Raw genomic sequence first — 22,251 nt, forward strand, 5'->3', positions numbered from 1 at the left:
ATCAAAAATTTAATTTTTTAGATAAACGGTTTAGCTTTGAGTTAAGGCTTTTAATTACGCAATGCCTGCGAGCGCTTTACCGCCATCTACGGCAATGATTTGACCGGTAATATAATGCCCTTTTTGCAGTAAAAAGAGTGCGGTTTCGACAATAGCTTGTGTTCCCCCTATACGCCCTAGTGGGATTTTCTGCAGTGCGTCGCGCTCGTTGCTGGGGGGCGTTTCGGAGGGCCAAAGGGCGGCGCCAGGGGCAATGCCGTTGACCCGTACATCAGGTGCTAGTTCTATGGCTAGGCTTTTGGTAAGCATGGCATTGGCGGCTTTGGCCATGCAGTAAAGGGTGTGTTGGCGCTTAGGGGTTTCGGCGTAAATGTCGGCAATATTTAAAATGCAGCCGCCTTGCTCTTTTAAGGGCGCAGCGCAGCTTTGGCTTAGAAAAAAAGGCGCTAGCGCATTGGTGTTGAATAAATCTTGCGACTGTTTAACGGTGGCGCTGCCTATAGGCGTGGGGTAAAAGCTGGAGGCGTTATTAACTAAAATATCCAGCCGTGAAAAATGCTGTAATGCACTTTGCGTAATAGTGTTAGCGGCCGCTGCATCGTTGAGGTCGGCTTGCACCGTAACTGCGGAACCGGCGCGAATAGCGTTCAGCTTGTTTGCCAAGGGCTCGGCGCTGGTACGAAAATAATGCAATACCACGTTATAGCCTTGCGTGTGCAGCGCAAGTGCAAGCGCTTTGCCAATGCGCTGGGCGCTGCCGGTAATTATGGCGGTTGGGGCGGAGGGATTTATTGCTGAATCCATGAGTGGCCTTATATCGGTAAGTTTCTTTGGTAGTAACTATTCAGTCATGCTCAAATAGGTCGCCCAACTGATCATTTTCTGGGCCGCTCAAGCCATCCTTGGTCGCTATGCAAGCGTTCCAGACGCTTGAATGCCCAGAAAACAATCACTTCGCCTTTGGGGTGGCCATCATTTCGCACTCACCTGAATAGTTACCTTTGGTATTGCTCTTTAAACACTTTAATGCATTGAATGCGTGCTGCTGTCATGGCTTCGCCAATAGCTGGCCCTTGTAAGCCTTGTTTCATAAAAGTTGCTGCGTTTACGCCTTGGCAGCTAGCAAGCGCTTCTTTTAAATATTGCGCTTGTGGGTAAGGGCGTTCTTCAAAGCCTGTTCGGCCTTGGGCGTCTGCTTGGCAGCATTGTAAAAACTGTTCGAAAAAATCGGTGCGTTTATAGGCGCCTAAATTGTTAAACAATTTATTAACCGTGCTTGGGTTTAGCTCCGTTGCCCGGTGGCAGTGGGTGTGAAATTCACATACCGCAAGCGCCAGCTTTTTACAGTCGTTTGGTACGCTAAGACGCCGGCAAAGGGATTTAACCAGCGATAAACCTTTTTTCTCGTGGCCGTGATGGCGCGGTAAAAGCTCTTCTGGTGTGCAAGCTTTTCCTAGGTCGTGGACTAAGGTTGCGAAACGCACACAAGTGTTATCGCTAACCTTGGTGGCTTGCTGCAAGCACATTAATGCGTGCTTGCCGGTGTCTATTTCTGGGTGGTGCTCTGCGGGCTGTGGCACGCCAAATAATGCATTGAGTTCGGGCATGATTCTTTCCAGCGCGCCGCATTGGCGTAGTGCTTCTATAAAAACCTGCGGGTTGCGCTCGCCCAATGCGCGTGCGGTTTCTTTCCATACGCGTTCGGCAACCAGTGCATTGGCTTCGCCAGCTTGTACCATGGTGCTCATTAGGGCGAGTGTTTCCTTGGCTATGCGAAAACCCAAATGGTGGTACCTTGCAGCAAAGCGGGCAATGCGCAGTATGCGCACAGGGTCTTCGCTAAAGGCATCCGAGACATGGCGCAAGGTTTTGGTGTTGATGTCCTGCTGGCCGCCGTAAGGATCTATAAGGTTGCCGTTCTCGTCTTGAGCAATTGCATTGATGGTGAGGTCGCGACGAGCTAAATCTTGTTCTAACGTAACATCGTTAGCAATATTAAAACTAAAGCCGCTATAGCCCGGTGCGGTTTTGCGCTCTGTGCGCGCTAGTGCGTATTCTTCTTTGGTTTTGGGGTGTAAAAAAACGGGGAAGTCTTTGCCCACCTGGCTAAAGCCTTGGTCTAGCATGTCTTGTGCTGTGGCGCCAACGACTACCCAGTCGCGCTCTATACTGGGGTAGTTTAAGAGTTTGTCGCGGACGGCACCGCCGACTAAATAAATATGCATAAGTGTGTTGTCGTGATTTTATGAATTGCAATTTTTATTGCTAAGCCTGTTGACGTAGCGTTCGATTTAAACCACACTTTATAGGCTTTTTTCACATTCTTAAAGAACCACTTGAATATGTCTCTTAATATCTTTTTTGCAGTCAAACGCGTACTCGCCGTGCCAGCACTTCGCTGGGCATGCATTCGCGTGTGGACGCTGCAAATTTGAGAGATAAAAATATTTTAAAAACTCCCAAAGGCCGCAGCAAAAAACTGCGGCCTTTTTTGTTTTTGGGCTGCAGCATTTTTACTGAGGTTTTTGGCAATAGCATTTAAGCCAAGGAAAATCCCGTTGGATTGGAGATCTCATGAACATCGCACTCGCATATTGTTGCGTCATATTAATATGGACGACAACGCCATTAGCCATACACTGGAGTAATACAGACTTTGATTTCATTACTTCGATTAGTGCTCGTATTATTATTGCCACGTTAGCGGGCTTAATTTTATTAAAAGCCTTGGGGGTGCCGTTAGTGCAAGCGCGCCGCGATTGGCTAAATTTTGCGGTTGGTTCGCTGGGTTTGTTCCCTACCATGCTGCTGGTTTATTGGGCCGCTAAAACGGTGCCCTCTGGCATGATGAGTGTTATTTTCGGTTTGTTTCCATTTTTTGTCGGTATAGGTTCACAGCTTCTTTTTAAGCAGCGCCTATTAACTCCGCTAAAGCTGTTGGCTTTGGTGATAGCTTTGATGGGGTTGGCGCTGCTGAATATCGAACAATTGCGCGTTGGCTGGCACGCTTTATTGGGGGTGGCAGCGATTGTAAGCGCAACCGTTTTTTGGGCGCTAAGTTCGGTGTTATTAAAAAATATGCCGCCGATACCACCGTTCAGACAAAGTGTAGGTTCGATGACTTTTGCATCGCCAATTTTTGTACTGGTGTGGTATTTTTTCGCTGGGCCGCTGCCCAATGGCGTGGGCTTGCGATCGTTGTTTGGGTTAAGTTATTTGGTGATTGCCGGTTCGTTGTTGGGGCACACATTGTTCTTTTACGTACTGAAGCATTGCCAAGTTACAACGGTAGCTTTAATCCCCTTAATTACGCCATCGTTGGCGCTATTGTTAGGCTGGTTTGTTGAGGGGGAGGTAATGGGCGTTGTAAGCCTGGTTGGGGCTGGCATTGTGATTTTTGCGCTGGCCCTGTTCCAGGGGCTTTTTCAGCTTTTTTTACGCAGAGCGGGGCTGCTGCAGCGGGTCTAGCTCGCCCAAATAGCCGAAAGCACCATGCTAAATCAAACGTTTGTTTTGTTCTTTATCGGTGTAATCCTAGGCTATTTGGCGCGTCAATGGTGCATATTGATGTTGGATGTGTGAATTCGTGAATACTCTGGTGCTTTCGGCTAGGCACTTTTGCTACAGGGTGATACATTGTCGCCCGTTTATATGAGGGGAATTGCCCCTCTGTGTTTTGAACAATTTATAGGCAATTGTACAGTGACAAAAATTCTCGTCGCAGACGATCATGATTTAGTACGCATGGGTATTATGCGTATGCTAGCTGACGTCGAAGGCTTTGAGGTTGTGGGAGAAGCCAAGAGCGGAGAGGAAGCCGTCAGTAAAGCACGTTTATTACCCTTAGATGTCATCTTAATGGATGTGCGCATGCCGGGCTTTGGTGGCTTGGAGGCGACACGCAAGATTTTGGCATACAACCCCAAAATTAAAATTATTGCGGTGACCTCGCTAACCGATGATATGTTTCCCGAGCGCTTAATGAAGGCCGGTGCTAGTGGCTATGTCACTAAAGGTGCGAGCTTTGATGAAATTATCGACGCCGTGCACAAGGTCGTTAAGGGACAGCTATATATGGCCAGTAGTGTTGCGCAGCAGCTTGCTTTGCGTAACTTTTCTGGTGGCGGTGCGCAATCGCCATTCGAAATGCTTTCTGAGCGAGAGCTGCAAACAGCCATAATGATCGCTAATGGTAATAAGGTGCAGGCCATCGCTGACTCTTTTAGTGTGAGCCCCAAAACGATTAACAGCTATCGTTATCGCATATTCGAAAAGCTGGATATCAACAGCGATGTAGAGCTGACCATTTTGGCCATTAAACATAAAATATTGGACATCGAAACATTAGGTGGTGAGTAACGCCGTTTAGTGTTTGCTTGCAATAATGCCTACTTCGTTTGATGCAAAGCGCTTCTTAAAAAACTTAACCTTGCAGCCTGGCGTCTATCAAATGTATGACGAAGGCGGCAAGATTTTGTACGTTGGGAAGGCTAAAAATCTCAAAAACCGTGTTTCCAGTTATTTCCATAAAAGTGGTCATAGCCCCAAAACACAGGCTTTGGTTAAGCGCATTGCCAATATCGAAATTACCGTAGCGCCTAACGAAGCACAGGCTTTGGTGCTTGAGCAAAATTTAATTAAAGCTCAGCGCCCGCCGTACAATATTTTAATGCGCGATGATAAATCGTACCCTTATATATTCTTGTCTGACGCTGATGATTACCCCCGCATTGCTTTGCACCGTGGCGCAAAGAAAAGAAAGGGTAAATACTACGGCCCGTTCCCCAACGCTACAGCTGTACGCGAAAGCTTAGCCTTTTTACAAAAAACCTTCCGTGTTCGGCAATGTGAAGACAGCGTATTTAAAAACCGTACGCGCCCTTGTTTGCAGTATCAAATTGGTCGCTGTACCGGCCCTTGTGTTGATGTAATTAGTCAGGACGATTACCGCGTCGACGTTCGCCATACACAGCTTTTTTTAGAGGGGCGGAGTGAGTTGTTGCATCAGGAGCTTGCCAAAGAAATGGAGCAAGCATCGGCCGAACTCAATTTTGAGCACGCAGCGCTTTGCCGTGATCAAATAATGGCGCTGCGCACGGTACAAGCTCAAACCACGGTTGAGGCGGGGCAGGGCAATGCCGATATTATTGCTTGTGCTAGCGAGGCAGAGCAGGCCTGCTTGCATGTGTTGTTTGTACGCGATGGCCGGATGTTAGGTAGCAAAAGTTATTTTTTAGCCAATAAACTTGGCGACGACAACGCAGAATTAATTTCGCAATTTATTCCGCAGTTATATTTAGGCGGACGAAAAATGGATGTGCCCGCCGAGGTGGTTGTGAGCCACGAGGTGGCCGATACAGAAGTGCTTGCACAAGTCATTGGTGATGCGTGTGGCCACAAGGTGATAATTAACCACAGTGTTCGCACTCACCGCGCCCGTTGGGTGGCTATGGCAATAGAAGCCGCGAGCCAAAACTTGCGCAACCGGCTAGGGCAGCAGTTACACACTCTAGCGCGTTTTGAAGCCTTACAAGAGGCGTTAAAGCTACCGGAGACACCCACTTGGATAGAATGCTTTGATATCAGCCATAGCAGCGGTGAAGAAACAAAAGCTAGCTGTGTTGTCTTTAATCGCGAAGGCGCAGTCAAAAGCCGTTACCGGCGCTTTAATATAGAAGGCGTTACGGCTGGGGATGATTACGCCGCTATGGAGCAGGCCTTAATGCGGCGATATTCGCGCTTGCAAAAAGAGGGCGCGGGTTTACCTGATTTGCTGTTAATTGATGGTGGTAAGGGCCAGCTTAGTAAAGCGCGTGAGGTGATGATTGAGTTAGGCATTACCAGCACTATTTTATTTGGCGTAGCGAAAGGCACAACGCGTAAGCCAGGCTTTGAAACCTTAATAGCCGAAGATAATTCAGAAAAAGTATTGGCCAGTGATAGCCCAGCTTTGCATCTTATTCAGCAAATCCGTGACGAGGCGCACCGCTTCGCCATTACCGGCCACAAAGCCGCGCGAGATAAAAAACGTAGCCGCTCTACACTGGAAGATATTCCAGGGGTGGGGCCTAAGCGCCGACGCGATATGCTAAAACATTTTGGTGGCCTGCAAGAAATTGTCAAAGCCAGCGTTGAAGACTTGGCAAAAGTGAATGGCGTGAGCCGTAAGCTGGCTGAAGAAATTTACGGTTATTTACACGAAGAGTGATGCCCGTTCTGGGGTGCTACGGCATGCTCTGGTAAGCTAACGGGCTTGTTAAAAATCAAAAAATACCTGCTCGGTTGAGGTTAATGTATTTATTCTCAATGCATAGCGATTTAGGGCCGTTCTTTACTGTGAAGAATATTTCTTTCATTGGTTCGTTGTTTAACCAATATCAGCGTGAACTGAAGCGTTTTATTGCGCGCAAGTTTGGCGATGCCGATGGTGCAGAAGATATCGTGCAAGATGCTTTTCACAACCTGTTGCGGGTCGAAAACATTGAGCAGCTTGATAACCCAAAAGCCTACTTGTATCGCGCCGCCAGCAACTTGGCGCTCAATCGCCTGCGCCAAGCTAGCTACCAAGCCGACTACCTCAATCAGCAGCCGCTAGAAGAGCCAACAACTGTCAGCCTCGACCGGGAACTCAGTGCACAAGATGATCTTGAACGAGTGCAGCGTGCATTAAAATCACTGCCAGATAAATACCGCACAACCTTTGAAATGAGCCGCTTACAAGGTAAAAGCTACAGTGAGATTGCGCTGGAGCGGGGTATTGCTGTAAGTACGGTTGAAAAGCATATTATTAAAGTGCTGAAGTTTTTAAGGGATGAATTAGCAACGGAGGTAGAGTAATGCCGAAGTGTTGTAGTTTTCGAAAATGTGTGAGGCTAGTGTATGGCTGGCAAAGTGTTGGTGTTATCAAAAGGCGCGCTAATCAGGAGTCTCGGCTATGAGTGATCAGGCAATTCAGCAGGCTATTACGTGGCTGGCCAAGCTAAATTCTCCGGATTTAACTGAGCGACAACAAAAAGATTTTTTTGAGTGGCTAGAAGCTAAGCAGGAGCATCAAGCGGCTTATTTAAAGGCTGAGCAACTTTGGTTGCGTGCAGATGTATTCGAGCGTATAGCGCCGCTATCTGAGCCAGTTGCGCGCCCTAGAAAAACGGCCGCTGGGCCTTGGTTGTCTTGGGGCGCAGGTGTGGCTGCATGCACATTGCTTATCTGTGTGTTTATTTTTTCGCAGACTTTTACCGCGCCAACTATTGTAGCGGGCGAGTGGCAATATGTAACCGCTGTGGGGCAGCAAGAAACAATTGCTTTACCTGATGGCAGCGAGCTGGTGCTTAATACAGATACAGAAATGACGGTGATTTTTAATGCACACCGACGATTAGCTTCGTTGCAGCATGGGGAGGCTTTTTTTTCAGTAAAGCCAGAAAGTGGCGAGCGCCCCTTTGATGTCGTCACTCCTGCTGGTGCTGTTCGTGTGCTAGGTACGCGCTTTAGCGTACGCCGGTTGCGCTCCAGTGATGATGCATCGGTAACGGTAGTGGAAGGGCGAGTCGCTTTAAATCCAAGTATTAAAAATGAGAAGATGCTACCGGCTTTTGATTCTAAGTCCGTATTACAAAATAATCAGTTGTCATCCATGCGGGCTGTTCAGCAAGGGCTGGCACCAGTCAGTATTGATGCTGCTAATGCGTTGGCTTGGCGAGAGCAGCGTTTAGTGTTTAATGCTCAGCCATTAGTTGACGTGGTTGCCGAATTGAATCGTTATAGCTCGGAACCCATTACCCTTTCCCAAGCAGAGTTGGCAAGTATTGAAGTGACAGCGGTATTACCGCTCAACAATATTGAGCAAACGTTGCAGGCGTTGGCCGAGACAATTGGTTTAAGCGTTGATAAGCAAGGCAGCACCCGCGTGTTAATACCTTCTCGTTAATTGTTTTTATTATTTTAAGGGCATCTCTGAAAATGCACTTTTCCGCGATAGCGGCTTACAGGTTTTCGCTCCTACAAAACCTGTATTCAGTCCATCCATGGACATTAGCTCCGTCCTCGAGTCCTCATTTACAGCGCGTAAACTGCGGCTCTCGGCTTTGGCTTCCTGCGTCGCTCTACCTCCAGAATCCGTTCAGTCGTCCGGGCGGTGCTTCCTTGCTCTCACACAAAAATTACTATTTTTAGAGGTCCCCTTAAGTGTTATTTTTTGGGTTGGTGTTATGAGATGTTGGGCTGCATTAATTCTGTATTTAGTTTGCGCTATTAATAGCGTGGAGGCTGAGTATTTTGAAAGCCATGTGCATGATTTTGATTTGCCCGAACAGCCCTTAACGCAGGGCTTAGTTGAATTTGCGTTACAAGCAAATGTTGCGGTTATTGCACCCAATGCACTAATCAAAAACTATAGGACAACCCCCTTAGTTGGCCCATTTAATGCCGATAAAGCTTTGGCTTTACTGATTGCAAAAGCACCTTTACAGGCACGGTTTGATTCTAATGCGCAGGTTTTTATTATCGAGGCGGTTGCGCCTAAAATCTTGTCAGAATTTCCTTCTAAAATAGAACCAGAGTTTGCTCAGTTAGAAGAAGTTGTAGTTACAGGGCGTTTTACCTCTCAGCGTTATCCAACAATTGTTAATTCGCAATTGCGCAACGGGGTACCTATTTTTGATGCGGCGCGTGTTCACCAGCTTATACCTCAGCAATTGATGCAAGATGTTGCACCTAATCGATTATTGGATGTTTTAACTTACACTAGCGGCATTACGCCTGGTGACGGTTTTGCGGGAAGTAATGATGATTTTTATATGCGGGGCTTCCCTCGTGATGCGCTCCATGTCAATGGTTACAAGCTAAGTGATGCCACGGCAATGCAGGCGGTACCTGAACATGTCCAGCAGGTGGAGATACTTAAAGGTCCGTCGACGCTATTTTTTGGTCAAGCCGATGCTGGCGGTATTGTTAATGCCATAAAAAAGAAGCCGATGGCTAATTCACAGTTTTTGGGCGTGGCAACACTGGGCAGCGAGCAACTTAAAAAAATATCGCTCGATGCCAATGTTGCCAGCATGTTGCGTGAAGATTTAGACGCTCGCTTTATTTACTCGGCAAATACCCAAGCGAAAACGAGTATTGCCGAGGATGTTTCTAGGCAGATTTTTTCACCGTCTTTGCGGTGGCGTACAGCTCAGAATACGGTGTTTGATGTTCAGTACGAGTATCAAAACTTTTCTCAAATTGTCGACCGTGACTATGCCATTTTAAAAGGCTACGAAAACTTTTTGGCCCCCCGAACATTGGCGCAATCGGTTCAATACTTAAGGCCTGAATTTAGTGCGGATGCGCACATGCTACAAGTAAGTTTGAACCACTATATTAGCCCCCAATGGCGAATATCGGGTAGTTATAGCTGGCACGATGAAAGCCGCTACGGGGTGAGAGCAGATACGCATGTACTTAATCAGACTTCTGTACTAAACCCCAGTGAAACTTTAGGTGAGCACGATGTGTGGATTAATATTGCTGGGCAGCTTTCAATACCTATCTTGTGGCGAAATAACGGCCTGGCGCTGGGTTCAGTATTACGCCTTCATGATGAACAAGCACATGAAACCGGTGCAGCTTTGGCCGCGACCTTGAATGGAGATGTGGACGTGGCCGGCGTTAGGCATCGCATTACGTTGGGTGCGGATGTCTACTATGCCGATAATTATCAGGCTTATACCATTGAATCGAAGCGGTTAAACTTTGTGGGCGCTTTACCCGAAGAAGCATTTTTGCAACGCTTGCAAGGTTTTACAGATGAGTTACTTTCGAATAGCGGTGCGCTGGGTGACCTTTCGAATTATTCACAGCGTTTAGTGTATGACGATATTGGGCTTTACGGTCAAGTTTATACCCAGTGGCACGATGCGTGGTCTACATCGGTGGGCTTACGTTATTCGTTGTTCTCGGGGGACTATCAGGGAGTTGAGCGGCAAACCGCTGAGCCACTTAAAGATTATAGTGATATCGCATTGCAGTTTGGTGCCATTTATCAGCCTGTTGACAGCGCCTCTTTATTTATTAATTACAGTGAAAGTGTGGCGGTTAATTATGGCTTGTCTGGTTTAGGGTTGCACGCTGGCGCGCCAGAAAAAGCCGTGCAGTGGGAAGCAGGCTTAAAATATTTATTATTCGATGGAGGTTTAACTGCGACCGTTGCCTTTTTTGATATTCAAAAAGACAATGTAGCGCATGTCTACCGTAGTGCCGAGACAGGGGATGCGGCAACAGCCTTTTATTCGCAAACAGCGCAAGGTATTGAGGCTGATTTAATGTGGCAGTGGTCCAATGACACGCAACTGTTGGCGAGCATTTCTTGGATTGACCCGCGTATCGTTTCTACCGAGTTTAATAACCATTACCCTGTAATGGCGGCAGACCAAACTGGGGGGTTATTTGCGCGGCGTGAATTGGGTGCGTGGAGCCTTAGTGCTGGGCTGCGCTATGTCAGCGAGCGTTCTATTGATATTCAAAATATGCAAAAATTAGATGCCTATAGTTTATGGGACGGCACTATTGATTACCGCTTTAATTGGCAGGGGCTCGATTTTAAGGCTGCTTTACTCGGGCAAAACCTGCTGGCCGAGACCTATGATGCAGCGGCTGTTATGGGGTCGCATATTCATGCTGGGCCTGGGCGCAGCGTGCAATTAAATTTATCCGTTATGTTTTAGTATTAAGGACATTAAATGTATTTACCTAGGGGGCAAGTCATTGCAGAGCGCGAGCGGATAGTAACCTTTGTTAATGAGTTTGGTTTTGGCGTGTTGGTGTCGGCTGATTTAGAGGCGACGCATATGCCTTTTTTACTACTTGATGGCTCTTGTTCTGATGATGCTGAAAAGCCTTTTCGCTTGGCTGGGCATTTTGCTAAGGCTAATCCGCACTGGAAGGCGCTAAATGGTCAAGAGGTATTGGTGATTTTCTCTGGCCCTCACGCTTATGTTTCACCTACGTGGTATGCCGGCGGGCCTAATGTGCCTACTTGGAATTATGCCGCAGTGCATATGCGTGGTACTTTGCGCTTCGTAAGTGAAGATGAGACGATTGATATCGTTGAGGGCTTAATGCAACAGTACGAGCCGGCGTTGCTGAACGACCGTGCTATTGTGACTGCCGAGTATCAGCAGCGTTTACTTGCGGCGGTGGTGGGTTTTGAAATTGCTGTGTCGCGTGTTGATGGCCGTGAAAAATTGGGGCAGCAGCGCAGCAAAGAGGATCAGCAAGGTGTTTTTCAGGCGCTGCGGTCATCTTCGCGTAATGATGCAAGTGCGTTGGCTGATTATATGCAGCAATGTGGTCTCGGTATTGGAGATTGATTCAGTCCTTTTGTGGGTAGCTTGGTTTTGGTGTGCTCAGCGTGTACCTTTGCGGGCTTGGTTTTGTAGATATTGCTGATGGCGGCTGATCTTAGTTGAGGTTGGCTGCGTAGTTAGAGCTTTCTTGGAATTCTTAGAGTTTAAGGGCGTAATGTGAAATATAAAAATCCACATGCTTTTTCCCATGATCAAGCCGATAAAATTGGCATCTTGATTACTAACCTTGGCACACCAGATGCGCCGACGACCTCGGCATTAAGGCGCTACTTGGCCGAGTTTTTGGGAGACCCGCGGGTGGTAGAGGTGCCGCGTTTAATATGGAAGTTTGCGCTGCATGGTGTCATTTTACGCATACGGCCGCCGCGTTCTGCAAAGGCTTACCGCGGTGTGTGGACGGAGGAAGGGTCCCCTTTGGCGGTGCACACCCAGGCGCAAGCAACAAAACTGGCAGCCCGCTTTGCGGCTAAAGGTGCGCAGTATGTGGTTGCCCATGCCATGCGTTACGGCAACCCGTCTATTGCTTCGGTGCTGGATGAGATGCTGCAGCAAGGTGTGCGTAAACTAGTTGTGCTGCCTATGTACCCGCAGTACTCAGGCAGCACGACAGGCTCAACGTTTGATGCCATAGCTGCTGATTTTTGTGGCCGGCGCTGGTTGCCTGAGTTGCGCTTTGTGAATCAATATTGTGATAAACCGGCCTACATCAAAGCGGTGGCAAATAGTATTCGCGATTACTGGAGCAACCATAAGCGCCCTCAAAAACTGTTGTTTTCTTACCATGGGGTGCCGCTTAAGTATTTGCACAATGGCGACCCTTATCATTGCCAGTGTTTGAAAACCTCGCGCCTTATTGCCGAAGAGCTTGGTTTGGAGGGCGAGCAATATATGACGACGTTTCAGTCGCGTTTTGGCCGCGAGCCTTGGTTGCAGCCGTATACCGACCATACTCTGCAGGCTTTACCTAAATCGGGTGTCAAGCATGTGCAGGTGGTTTGCCCTGGTTTTCCTGCCGACTGTTTGGAAACTATCGAAGAAATTGGCGAAGAAAATCGCGATTACTTTTTGGGGGCAGGCGGTAAAACCTTTGAATACATACCGGCGCTCAATAGCGATGACGGTCATATAGCAGCGCTTACCGAGCTGATTGAAGAGCAGTTAATGGGATGGGACGTTGAGGATGATGCAGCACTAGAGCAGCGCAGCCACAGGGCCAAATCCTGCCCACATAATCAAAAAAGCTAAAAAACTAGGGTGCCAATTGGGCGCCCTAGTTTTTTGTATTGTAACTATTTAGGTGGGTGCGAAATGATGATGGTCAGCCCAAAGGCGAATTGATTGTTTTCTGGGCATTCAAGCGTCTAGAACGCTTGCATAGGGTCAAAGGATGGCTTGAGCGGCCCAGAAAATGATCAGTTTGCTGGCCTGTTTGAGCATGGCTGAATATTTACTTTGTATTTAGCTTTGTATTTAGCTATCCGCAAGGGAGCTAACTTTCATGGATTCGATCATGGTATCGCCGATGCGGGTAAGCTCGAAACGGTAACCTTTTAAGGTAAAGCTGCAAGGCCCGTCAGGAATGCTTTCGAGGTATTCAAAGGCAAGGCCGTTAATGGTTTTGGGACCGTCAGTCGGTAGTGACCAGCCAAGCTGCTTATTGATGTCGCGCATTGAGGTTGTGGCATCAATAAGGTACCAGCCGTTATGGAGGTCGGTAATTTCTTCTTCTGTGCCATCGCTGCCATCGGTGCTGAATTCGCCCACAATTTCTTCAAGTAAGTCGACCAAGGTTGCGGCACCTTGAACCTCGCCGTATTCATCAACCACAATGGCGAGCCGGCGCTTTTCTTTTTGGAAATTCATCAGCTGAATATGCAGCGGTGTGGATTCTGGTACAAAGTAAGGCGTCGACATGTGTTCGCGAATATCTTTCTCGGTGATGTCGTGGTCGGCGCCGCGTAAAAAGCGGGTGGCTTTGCGCATATGCAGCACGCCAACAACGTTATTGATATCACCTTCATATACCGGCAGCCGAGTGTAGTCGGTTGTGCGTATAAGCTCTAGTATTGCCTTCATGTCGTGCTCTAAATCGATGCCGACAATTTCGTTGCGCGGAATCATAATGTCTTCGACCGTAGCTTTTTCGAGGTCTAATACATTGAGCAGCATGCCTTGGTGTTGATCTGGAATTAAGTCGCCAGCCTCATCCACAACGGTGCGAAGCTCGTCGGGGTGTAGGTGGTCTCCGCCAGTTTTCCCTGTAGGGTCTGCTCCAAGTAGGCGAACAAGCCCGTTTGAAAAGCCATTGATGACCCATACTGCAGGGTAAAGCAGCCAAAGTAACGGTTTAAGAATAAAGGTAGCAGGAAACGCGACTTTTTCGGGGTAAAGTGCGGCCAGAGTCTTTGGTGTGACTTCAGCAAATACCAGCACCACAATGGTGAGTAATGTGGTGGCAATTGCTACGCCGGCATCGCCGTAGAGGCGCACGCCAATAACAGTCACAATTGCTGTGGCGTAGATATTAACGAGGTTATTGCCTATTAGGATAACGCCAAGTAAGCGGTCGGGTCGCTCGAGAAGCTTGCCAGCTCTTACGGCACCTTTGTGATGTTTCTTAATCAGGTGGCGCAGCCGATAGCGGTTGAGCGAAAGCATGCCCGTTTCAGAGCTGGAGAAAAAGGCAGAGAGAATAAGTAATACTGCCAGTGCTATAAACAGTACTTGTAAAGGAATGTCGTCCAAGAGATGTGTGGCTCGTTTAAACTGAGCGCGCTATGTTGTACCAGATAGAAGAGCGGCGCAAGAGCTATATATTACATTGGCGCACTGTTCACAATTTAGGCGGCTTGATACCGGCGTGCAGGTTATCAAAACCCTATTTGCTGAGCAGTACTTCAAGCACAAATTTGGAGCCAAAATACGCCAAAATCAAAAAGCCAAAGCCGGCCAATGTCCAGCGAACAGCTATGTTGCCGCGCCAGCCAAGCTGGTGTCGTCCCCACAACAAAACAGAGTAAGTCAGCCAAGCTAGCGCAGAGAAGACGCTTTTGTGAGCCAGATGCTGAGCCATCATGTTGTCAACAAATATTGCGCCAGAGGCAATTGCCACGGTCAGCAATATTTGGCCTGTCCACAGTAGCTCAAACAACAATGCTTCCATTGTTTGTAATGGCGGTAGCAAGCGTACTAGGCCGCCTGCATGACGGTTATGGAGTTGGTTGTTCTGGTAGGACAAAATTAGGGCATGAATTGTCGCGATGGTAAGTGTGCTGTAAGCAAAGATAGATAGCACTATGTGTGTGAGTACACCGCCACTAAGTTGAATAACATTGTGGCTGGCGCTAGCAAAAAAGAGCGCGCACAGTAGTGAAAGCGCAGTAAAGGGTAGTAGCAATACAAACATGTTATACAGTGGTTTGCGGATGCTGCTGGCCAAAACCAGCAAGTTGGCAACCCAGAAAAATAATGGCGCTATGCGGAATAGGTTAAAGTCGTAGCCATAGGGTGTGGCAATAAGGCTGTAGGCCCCATAGGCATGGCAGGCAAGGGCGAGGGCAAGCAGTACTGGCACGATAATCGGAGGTTGGCTTTTTCGTTGCTTTAAGGAGCGAATAAGCAGAAACCAAGCAGAACAGTACAAAGCTAGAGTGAGTGTAATAGGCATAGCGTGTTTTGCTGCAATCCGTATATAAAGCGCGTAGGTTAGTGTCTGTAAAGGTGGCTTGGCAAGCATTGTCTTGAGCGATATGGTGCAAAAGTCGCGCATGAGTCGTTTTTACTGCGCTATACCGCTATAATTCGTCCCCAAATTTTTCTTATACCGCAAAAGATGCGCTTATGTTTCAGAATCTTTCAGACCGTTTAAGTCAATCGCTCAGTAAAATCACAGGTAAGGCTCGCCTTAATCACGACAATATTCAGGGAACTTTGCGCGAAGTGCGCAAGGCCTTGCTTGAGGCAGATGTTGCATTGCCTGTTGTTAAAGCTTTTGTGAATCAGGTGCGCAAGCGTGCGCTTGGGCAAGAGGTTTCTCGGGCTCTTAATCCTGGTCAGCAATTTCTTAAAATTGTAGAAAGCGAGCTAACCAGCGTGATGGGGGAGGCGAATGAAACGCTGAACTTAGCCGCTAAACCACCAGCTGTAGTTTTAATGGCTGGCTTGCAAGGGGCAGGTAAGACGACCTCGGTCGCTAAGCTTGCAAAATTCTTGCAGGAAAAAGAAAAGAAAAAAGTAATGGTTGTTAGTGCGGATATTTACCGTCCGGCAGCTATTAAGCAGTTGGAAACGCTAGCGACTGAAGTGGGCGCGGAGTTCTTCCCCTCTAGTGCGGACCAAAAGCCCGTTGATATTGCCAATGGCGCCATTGCGCAAGCCAAGAAAAGCTTTGTTGATGTGGTAATCGTCGATACGGCGGGCCGGCTGCACATCGATGATGCGTTGATGGACGAAATTAAAGGTCTGCACGCGGCTATCACCCCTGTTGAAACCTTGTTTGTGATTGACGCCATGATTGGTCAAGATGCGGTCAATACAGCCAAAGCGTTTGATGAGGCGTTACCGCTAACCGGGGTGGTGCTAACCAAGGCGGATGGCGATGCACGTGGTGGCGCTGCTTTATCTGTTCGCCATATTACAGGCAAACCCATCAAGTTCTTGGGGGTGGGCGAAAAGGTTGAGGCCTTGGAGCCGTTTTACCCTGAGCGCTTAGCATCGCGCATTCTTGGGATGGGCGATGTGATGTCACTGATTGAACAGGCCGAGTCTAAGCTTGATAAAGATAAGGCTGATAAGCTTGTTCAAAAGGTTAAAAAGGGAAAGTCGTTTGACTTGGAAGATTTGCGTGATCAGCTTCAGCAAATGCAGAATATGGGTGGTATGAGCTCCGTCCTAGAAAAGCTGCCTGGTATGGGGAATATTGCGCAAATGGCAGAGCAGGCTAATGTGGGCTCTCAGTTTAAGCAGATGGATGCGATTATCAACTCTATGACACCCGCTGAGCGTAGAAACCCAGATATTCTCAATGGTTCGCGCAAGCGACGCATTACGGTTGGCTCAGGTACCGACATTCAAGATTTAAACCGTTTGCTTAAGCAGCATAAGCAAATGGCTAAGATGATGAAAAAAATGAAGGGCGGCGGCATGGCTAAAATGATGCGAGGCATGAGTGGTATGCTTGGCGGAGCCGGTGGCGGTTTGCCTCCTATGCGTTAATTAGTGTGTTTGCGGGTGTGATCTAGGCCCGCTTTATCGCCTAAATACTAAAAAAACAAAAAATCAGTGATCAAACTCTATACACGGCGTATGCTTTTCAGTAAAATGCGCCGCCTTTCGCGGGACCTGTGTTTTCAGCCGTTGTTGATTATTAACTACCATAATCAGTGGTTAATAAGTATGAAGCTATTGTTGATTTGAAGTGCGAAGCACTTGCCCCGAAACCTTATTCAAACCAATTAATTGGAAGTGATTTACATGGTAACCATTCGTTTAGCGCGTGGCGGTTCTAAAAAGCGCCCTTTCTACCACTTGACTGTAACCGATAGCCGTAGCTCACGTAACGGTCGTTACATTGAGCGTGTTGGATTTTTTAACCCGATTGCTCGCGGCCAAGAAGAGCGTCTTCGTGTTGATACTGCCCGCGTTGAATACTGGGTTGCTAACGGTGCGCAATTGTCTGACCGTGTAAGCCGTTTGTTGAAAGATGCTAGCAAGGTTGCTGCTGAAGCTGCATAAGCTTAATTGTATTTTGGGTCTAGCTTATGAGTAATCGCATTGGCGTAGGCCGTTTGGTGGGTGTTTTTGGTATTAAGGGGTGGCTTAAGGTCAAATCTAATACCGAGCCTACTGAAAACATTATCAGCTATAAGCCTTGGTTTTTAAAAACCGCACATGGCTTAAAAGAAATAGAGGTTGATGATTACGCGTTTCGCCCCCAAGGTTTGATTGTTCATATTAAGGGGTGCGATGATCGCGACAAGGCAGAAGCCTATGGCAAGGCCAGTATTGAGGTTGATATTGATCAGTTGCCGAATTTAGATGGCGGCGATTATTACTGGCATCAGCTTATAGGCTTAAAGGTTTTTACTGAATTCGGCGGAAATAAAGTTTTGCTGGGGGAAGTTAAAGATTTGATGGAAACTGGTGCGAATGATGTTTTGATTGTGGCTGCTTGTGAGGGCTCAATTGATGATCGAGAACGCTTAGTGCCCTATCTGCCTGGTGAGTTTGTTGGTGTTATTGATTTGGCTGTTGGTGAGATGTTGGTCGATTGGGATCCCGAATTTTAGTGGGTGCTTCAGGGGACGTCTCGGCTGTAAGTGATACGGCAATGCATGTTGGCGTTGTTACGTTGTTTCCTGAGATGTTTCGGGCCATTACTGATAGTGGCGTTACTCGCAGGGCAACCGGTAGCGGGATTGTGAAGCTTAAGTTTTTCAATCCGCGAGACTTTACAACCGATAAGCATCGTACAGTTGATGATAGGCCATATGGTGGCGGCCCAGGCATGGTAATGCGTGTGGAGCCTCTTCTGGCGGCGGTCAATGCTGCAAAAGATTGGCAGTTTAGTAGCGCCGGTGCTGTTGGCAAGGTTGTTTATTTGTCGCCACAAGGGCAGCAGTTAACGCAAGTTGGCGTTAAATCGTTAGCGAGCTTTTCAAACCTTATCTTGGTTGCAGGCCGTTACGAGGGTGTTGACGAGCGATTTATAGAAGCTTGTGTCGATCAAGAGTGGTCGATTGGTGATTACGTCGTAAGTGGTGGTGAGCTGCCTGCGATGGTGCTGCTTGATGCAGTAATGAGAACACTTCCGGGGGTGCTGGGTGATGCAGCTTCGGCAAGTCAGGATTCATTTGAGTATGGTCTTTTAGACTGCCCTCATTACACTCGTCCGGAAGTACATGACGGCCGGGGTGTTCCAAGGGAGTTGTTGTCTGGAGATCATCAGCGTATAGCTAGCTGGAGGCTTAAACAGTCTTTGAGGCGAACGCAAGCGCGCAGGCCTGACCTGTTGCGTGATATGGAATTGGATGAGGCACAAGAAGCGCTGCTCGACGAGTACCGCAAGGGCCTTAAAATAGATTAGATAAATGATTTTACTAGCTGAGAAGCTACATATATAAGCGGGAGCATGCCATGAGTTCTAAGAACAAAATTATCCAGGAGCTGGAAAACGAGCAGCTCAAGAAAGACGTACCTGATTTCGCCCCAGGCGATACTGTTGTTGTTCAGGTTCGTGTTGTTGAAGGTGAGCGTTCACGTCTTCAGGCCTACGAAGGTGTTGTTATTGGTAAGCGTAACCGCGGTTTGAATTCTGCGTTTACAGTGCGCAAAATGTCTCACGGCATTGGTGTAGAGCGTACATTCCAAACGCACAGCGCACAGATTGCCGAAATCAGCGTTAAGCGTCGCGGCGATGTTCGTCAGGCTAAGTTGTATTACTTGCGTGAATTGACTGGTAAGGCTGCTCGAATTAAAGAGAAGTTGGGCAAGTAAGTTTATTACACATAAAAAAAGCGGCTTTGGCCGCTTTTTTTATGTGTGTTACTTATGGTTTTGCGGTGTGTGAGCTATGTGCTGGAAAAACTTAGGAACAATGCGCTAGACTCGCTGTCAGCTAGGTATCAGGTTTTTGCTGGCAGGGTAAAGCGCTTGTCGCCTGAGTAGAATTATCCTTCCCCTTTGTTGTCGTTTTGTCGCTAGGGTTCTCGAAATTAGTATGAGTAAAAAAATGAATATGATAAAAATTAAATCGCGCCTGATTTCTTGTGTGTCAATAGCGGCTCTCTCGGTGACGTATTCCGTGGGCGTAGTTGCCGACGAGGCTCTAGAGAAGGTAAAGGCGACCATTGGTGCTGCTTGGCAAGCGGCAAAGCCTGGGATTGTTATAAACGGCATTGAGAAAACTGAGATGCCGGGGATCTATAAGGTGAGTGTTGGGCCATCTAGCAATATTTATAGTACGGCTGATGGCGCAAACTTTATAGTGGGTGATTTGTTTCGCGTTCAGCCCAATAAGATAACGAATGTATCGGAAGAAGCTCGCAATGGCGATCGCGCCAAGGCGGTTGCATCTGTTGCTGATAAGGACATGATTATCTTTCCTGCTAAAGGCGAGAGAAAAGCGCGAATGTATGTTTTCACTGATGTCGACTGTTATTACTGTCAAAAGCTTCATCACAATATGGCAAAGATGAATGAGCTTGGTATTGAGGTGGCTTACCTAGGGTATCCTCGCGCAGGTATTGGTAGTGGCTCATACAAAAAGGTTGCCTCAGCTTGGTGTGCTGATGATAAGCAGGCGGCGATGACAAAGCTGAAAAATCGTGAAGAGATTCCAGAGAATGTATGTGCAGGAAATCCAATTGATGCGCAATATAACCTGGGTCGTGAAATTGGTTTGTCTGGCACCCCTGCATTGGTGCTTGAAGATGGTGAGCTGATCTCGGGCTTTCTTGAGCCAGAAGCGTTGGCTGGGCGCTTAGGTTTGAAGTAGTTTTCTGGCTACATTGTGGTTACAAAAAAGGCCTCGCGGCATTGCTGTCGCGAGGCCTTTTTTGTTGTGGCTAGCTATTGGTTTCGGCGCTGTAAATAAAAAAATCAAAGCATTAATAAAAAAAGAGCTTGCGCGGATGATTTAAGTGCCTATAATGCGCGCCTCCTCACGGGGTAAACGTCATCGAGAAGGGTTTCTAGGGCGTCCGTTGAGTAGGTCAAGTTGTTGTTTTTAAAGTGTTTTTATCTTTAAGGTTATTTGATCACTCGCTTGCAAAGCGTTTGGCGCTGCGTATAATGCGCGCCTCGCTCAGTCAGGCTGAGGGCAAGATGATTCGTTATTCATTCGGGTTGTTTGTTTGGCTGTTTATCTTTAGGTAGGTCGCCGAAAAAACACTGAAAAATAAATCGAAAAAAAGCTTGCAAGCAACACTGAAAAGCGTAGAATGCGCAACCCCGATACGGCGCAGCCGGAAAGGGTAAAGGATAAGAAGCTTAACGCTCTTATCGCTTTTTAACAAGACAGATCAAGCAAAGCGTGTGGGCGCTTGTGTAATTGTAAGTAAAAAATTAACGCAAGTGACCACAGCAGCAGTAATGCAGCAGTATTAACGTTAAGAATTATTTTTTTGATGTTAAAAGTTATTTGCGTTCAAAAAGATTTGATCTCATCTATTGCTTAGGCGATAAACGAGATTGCTATATTTAAACTGAAGAGTTTGATCATGGCTCAGATTGAACGCTGGCGGCAGGCCTAACACATGCAAGTCGAGCGCGAAAGGTCTTCGGACTGATTAGAGCGGCGGACGGGTGAGTAATGCTTGGGAATCTACCTAGTAGTGGGGGACAACAGTTGGAAACGACTGCTAATACCGCATACGCCCTACGGGGGAAAGGGGGGGATCTTCGGACCTCTTGCTATTGGATGAGCCCAAGTCGGATTAGCTAGTTGGTGGGGTAATGGCCCACCAAGGCGACGATCCGTAGCTGGTTTGAGAGGATGATCAGCCACACTGGGACTGAGACACGGCCCAGACTCCTACGGGAGGCAGCAGTGGGGAATATTGCACAATGGGCGAAAGCCTGATGCAGCCATGCCGCGTGTGTGAAGAAGGCCCTAGGGTTGTAAAGCACTTTAAGCAGTGAGGAAGGCTTGTTGATTAATACTCAACAAGATTGACGTTAACTGCAGAATAAGCACCGGCTAACTCCGTGCCAGCAGCCGCGGTAATACGGAGGGTGCAAGCGTTAATCGGAATTACTGGGCGTAAAGCGCGCGTAGGTGGCTGTTCAAGCCAGATGTGAAATCCCCGGGCTTAACCTGGGAACTGCATTTGGAACTGGGCAGCTAGAGTACAGCAGAGGAGTGTGGAATTTCAGGTGTAGCGGTGAAATGCGTAGAGATCTGAAGGAACATCAGTGGCGAAGGCGACACTCTGGGCTGATACTGACACTGAGGTGCGAAAGCGTGGGTAGCAAACAGGATTAGATACCCTGGTAGTCCACGCCGTAAACGATGTCTACTAGCCGTTGGAACCCTTGAGGTTTTAGTGGCGCAGCTAACGCATTAAGTAGACCGCCTGGGGAGTACGGTCGCAAGATTAAAACTCAAATGAATTGACGGGGGCCCGCACAAGCGGTGGAGCATGTGGTTTAATTCGAAGCAACGCGAAGAACCTTACCTACTCTTGACATCCTGATAATTCGGTAGAGATACCTTAGTGCCTTCGGGAAATCAGTGACAGGTGCTGCATGGCTGTCGTCAGCTCGTGTCGTGAGATGTTGGGTTAAGTCCCGTAACGAGCGCAACCCTTGTCCTTAGTTGCCAGCACATAATGGTGGGAACTCTAAGGAGACTGCCGGTGACAAACCGGAGGAAGGTGGGGACGACGTCAAGTCATCATGGCCCTTACGAGTAGGGCTACACACGTGCTACAATGGGCAGTACAAAGGGTCGCTAAGCCGCGAGGTGTCGCTAATCCCATAAAACTGTTCGTAGTCCGGATTGGAGTCTGCAACTCGACTCCATGAAGTCGGAATCGCTAGTAATCGTAAATCAGAATGTTACGGTGAATACGTTCCCGGGCCTTGTACACACCGCCCGTCACACCATGGGAGTGGGTTGCACCAGAAGAGGCTAGTCTAACTTTCGAGAGGACGGTCTCCACGGTGTGATTCATGACTGGGGTGAAGTCGTAACAAGGTAGCCCTAGGGGAACCTGGGGCTGGATCACCTCCTTAAACGATAACTTCGATTACATAAGTGCTCACACGCATTGCTTGATCTGAATTGGCAGTGAAAGGTCCACGAGACCGGGCCTAGAAAATATAGGCCTGTAGCTCAGCTGGTTAGAGCGCACCCCTGATAAGGGTGAGGTCGGCAGTTCAAGTCTGCCCAGGCCTACCAATT

Annotated in this window: 18 protein-coding genes, 1 tRNA gene and 1 rRNA gene; 16 read left to right on the top strand and 4 right to left on the bottom strand. The window is 47.9% G+C overall.

All coding sequences use genetic code 11. The features are described from left to right. Positions 1 to 54: 54 nt before the first annotated feature. Complete coding sequence (locus tag MARGE09_RS07170) at positions 55 to 804, bottom strand: pteridine reductase (protein ID WP_236986658.1); 750 nt, start codon at positions 802 to 804, stop codon at positions 55 to 57. Positions 805 to 995: 191 nt separating this feature from the next. Next, positions 996 to 2,225: a multifunctional CCA addition/repair protein gene (locus MARGE09_RS07175; RefSeq protein WP_236986659.1), complete on the bottom strand. Its 1,230-nt coding sequence runs from the start codon at positions 2,223 to 2,225 to the stop codon at positions 996 to 998. Between the two features lie 349 nt (positions 2,226 to 2,574). Here MARGE09_RS07175 and MARGE09_RS07180 point away from each other — a divergent pair, with 349 nt between their 5' ends. The 8 genes from MARGE09_RS07180 to hemH all read left to right on the top strand — a co-directional run bounded on the left by MARGE09_RS07180 (position 2,575) and on the right by hemH (position 12,593). Beyond that, positions 2,575 to 3,468, top strand: a complete 894-nt coding sequence (locus MARGE09_RS07180; RefSeq protein ID WP_236986660.1) for a DMT family transporter — start codon at positions 2,575 to 2,577, stop codon at positions 3,466 to 3,468. A 234-nt stretch (positions 3,469 to 3,702) separates the two neighbouring features. Continuing rightward, the gene (gene uvrY / locus MARGE09_RS07185; protein ID WP_236986661.1) at positions 3,703 to 4,359 is read left to right on the top strand and encodes a UvrY/SirA/GacA family response regulator transcription factor; all 657 of its coding nucleotides are present in this window, start codon (positions 3,703 to 3,705) and stop codon (positions 4,357 to 4,359) included. A gap of 25 nt (positions 4,360 to 4,384) precedes the next feature. Then, complete coding sequence (gene uvrC, locus MARGE09_RS07190) at positions 4,385 to 6,208, top strand: excinuclease ABC subunit UvrC (protein ID WP_236986662.1); 1,824 nt, start codon at positions 4,385 to 4,387, stop codon at positions 6,206 to 6,208. Positions 6,209 to 6,291: 83 nt separating this feature from the next. Then, on the top strand, positions 6,292 to 6,837 hold the full coding sequence (locus MARGE09_RS07195; protein ID WP_236986663.1) for a sigma-70 family RNA polymerase sigma factor: 546 nt from the start codon (positions 6,292 to 6,294) through the stop codon (positions 6,835 to 6,837). 97 nt (positions 6,838 to 6,934) lie between these two features. Beyond that, positions 6,935 to 7,927 (top strand): FecR family protein, encoded by a 993-nt coding sequence (locus tag MARGE09_RS07200; RefSeq protein WP_236986664.1) that lies wholly within the window; start codon positions 6,935 to 6,937, stop codon positions 7,925 to 7,927. 280 nt (positions 7,928 to 8,207) lie between these two features. Next, positions 8,208 to 10,706 carry a TonB-dependent receptor gene (locus MARGE09_RS07205; RefSeq protein ID WP_236986665.1) on the top strand — a complete coding sequence of 833 codons (2,499 nt, stop codon included), beginning with the start codon at positions 8,208 to 8,210 and terminating at the stop codon, positions 10,704 to 10,706. Positions 10,707 to 10,721: 15 nt separating this feature from the next. Beyond that, positions 10,722 to 11,351: an FMN-binding negative transcriptional regulator gene (locus MARGE09_RS07210; RefSeq protein ID WP_236986666.1), complete on the top strand. Its 630-nt coding sequence runs from the start codon at positions 10,722 to 10,724 to the stop codon at positions 11,349 to 11,351. Between the two features lie 153 nt (positions 11,352 to 11,504). Next, positions 11,505 to 12,593, top strand: coding sequence for a ferrochelatase (hemH, locus tag MARGE09_RS07215; protein WP_236986667.1), 1,089 nt, complete (start codon positions 11,505 to 11,507; stop codon positions 12,591 to 12,593). A gap of 225 nt (positions 12,594 to 12,818) precedes the next feature. On the opposite strand, the gene MARGE09_RS07220 is transcribed toward hemH, so the two are convergent. Beyond that, positions 12,819 to 14,093 carry an HlyC/CorC family transporter gene (locus MARGE09_RS07220; protein ID WP_236986668.1) on the bottom strand — a complete coding sequence of 425 codons (1,275 nt, stop codon included), beginning with the start codon at positions 14,091 to 14,093 and terminating at the stop codon, positions 12,819 to 12,821. A 133-nt stretch (positions 14,094 to 14,226) separates the two neighbouring features. Beyond that, the gene (locus MARGE09_RS07225) at positions 14,227 to 15,015 is read right to left on the bottom strand and encodes a cytochrome C assembly family protein (RefSeq protein ID WP_236986669.1); all 789 of its coding nucleotides are present in this window, start codon (positions 15,013 to 15,015) and stop codon (positions 14,227 to 14,229) included. 173 nt (positions 15,016 to 15,188) lie between these two features. Between MARGE09_RS07225 and ffh the strand changes: the two genes are divergently transcribed. The 8 genes from ffh (at position 15,189) to MARGE09_RS07265 (ending at position 22,248) form a co-directional block, all read left to right on the top strand. Further along, positions 15,189 to 16,562 carry a signal recognition particle protein gene (gene ffh / locus MARGE09_RS07230; protein ID WP_236986670.1) on the top strand — a complete coding sequence of 458 codons (1,374 nt, stop codon included), beginning with the start codon at positions 15,189 to 15,191 and terminating at the stop codon, positions 16,560 to 16,562. Between the two features lie 258 nt (positions 16,563 to 16,820). After that, positions 16,821 to 17,081, top strand: a complete 261-nt coding sequence (rpsP, locus tag MARGE09_RS07235) for a 30S ribosomal protein S16 (protein ID WP_236986671.1) — start codon at positions 16,821 to 16,823, stop codon at positions 17,079 to 17,081. Positions 17,082 to 17,107: 26 nt separating this feature from the next. Then, positions 17,108 to 17,635 (top strand): ribosome maturation factor RimM, encoded by a 528-nt coding sequence (gene rimM, locus MARGE09_RS07240; protein ID WP_236986672.1) that lies wholly within the window; start codon positions 17,108 to 17,110, stop codon positions 17,633 to 17,635. A 41-nt stretch (positions 17,636 to 17,676) separates the two neighbouring features. Then, positions 17,677 to 18,432 (top strand): tRNA (guanosine(37)-N1)-methyltransferase TrmD, encoded by a 756-nt coding sequence (gene trmD, locus MARGE09_RS07245; RefSeq protein ID WP_236987334.1) that lies wholly within the window; start codon positions 17,677 to 17,679, stop codon positions 18,430 to 18,432. Between the two features lie 50 nt (positions 18,433 to 18,482). After that, entirely contained in the window at positions 18,483 to 18,842 is a 360-nt protein-coding gene (rplS, locus tag MARGE09_RS07250; protein ID WP_236986673.1) for a 50S ribosomal protein L19, read from the top strand. 223 nt (positions 18,843 to 19,065) lie between these two features. Further along, positions 19,066 to 19,842: a DsbC family protein gene (locus tag MARGE09_RS07255; RefSeq protein WP_236986674.1), complete on the top strand. Its 777-nt coding sequence runs from the start codon at positions 19,066 to 19,068 to the stop codon at positions 19,840 to 19,842. 706 nt (positions 19,843 to 20,548) lie between these two features. Next, positions 20,549 to 22,082 (top strand): 16S ribosomal RNA (locus MARGE09_RS07260). Between the two features lie 89 nt (positions 22,083 to 22,171). Continuing rightward, positions 22,172 to 22,248: transfer RNA gene (locus tag MARGE09_RS07265), tRNA-Ile, on the top strand. Positions 22,249 to 22,251: the final 3 nt, after the last annotated feature.

Source organism: Marinagarivorans cellulosilyticus, from assembly GCF_021655555.1.
In the GTDB taxonomy this organism is placed as follows: domain Bacteria; phylum Pseudomonadota; class Gammaproteobacteria; order Pseudomonadales; family Cellvibrionaceae; genus Marinagarivorans; species Marinagarivorans cellulosilyticus.